This window comes from Oleiphilus sp. HI0043 (assembly GCF_001634935.1).
This window is the reverse complement of record NZ_LWEY01000809.1, coordinates 1-869: the sequence shown is the minus strand read 5'-3', so window position 1 is coordinate 869 and position 869 is coordinate 1. Positions and strand designations below refer to the sequence as shown.

1 protein-coding gene is annotated in these 869 nt (G+C 47.3%); it reads right to left on the bottom strand.

The genetic code is table 11. From position 1 onward, the window contains the following. Nucleotides 1–869, bottom strand: an 869-nt coding sequence (locus A3729_RS09255; RefSeq protein ID WP_197475730.1) for a patatin-like phospholipase family protein, incomplete at both ends; no start/stop codon positions are given.

Genomic DNA, 869 nt, shown 5'->3' with positions numbered 1-869 from the left:
CAAATGATATTCAGCCGCTTCAAGACCTTCTTGTATTCCCAAGTGAAAGGTTGACCAATCAGTCGTACTCAAATTATCAATATCAGGCTTTATTAGAATATCTTCAGCCGCCAGGTGTGCCTTTTGTTTTTCAGTCGAGGCCACGGTGAGAAAGTTAGAGAGCTGCCCCAAGATAGAAAAAGTATCAGTCAAGGATTCAGGCTTAGCTAACTCATCCCCGATATCTACTGCGATAACGATATCCGCCCCCATTTGTTTCACGACATCTATTGGAACGTTATTTACCAAACCACCATCAACTAACAACTGCCCGTCCCAGTTTACAGGTGCCAACACACCAGGCACATTGGCCGAGGCTCTCATAGCACTAAGTAGGTCTCCGTGATCTAGTGTAACTTGCTCGTTGCGGCTCAGGTCGGTCGCAATTGCTCGATAAGGTATCGACAGCTGATCAAAGCTCGATAGCACCGGCACCATACCAAAGGTCTCACGTAATAGCTGCGCGGCACGCTGACCATACAACAAACCACTTGGCGAGGTAATTTGGTAATCACGCAGCCCTATATCCAAGGGTACATTAAATTGGTCTCTTTGCTTTAAGCGATAAGGTAAATCTTGACGAGGAATCGAGTCTGAGTAACCTTCCTCCCACGTAGTAGCCATCATCTTCTTCTCAATCTCTGCCGCGCTGTAACCCATGGCATATAGGCCACCTACGATCGAGCCAATACTGGTGCCCGCTATGTAATCAACAGGAATCTGCTCACGCTCTAAGGCTTTAAGCACACCAACATGAGCACCGCCTTTGGCACCACCTCCTCCCAAAGCCAAACCAATTTTGGGTCGTGCAAAAAGGCTGGTAGAAATAA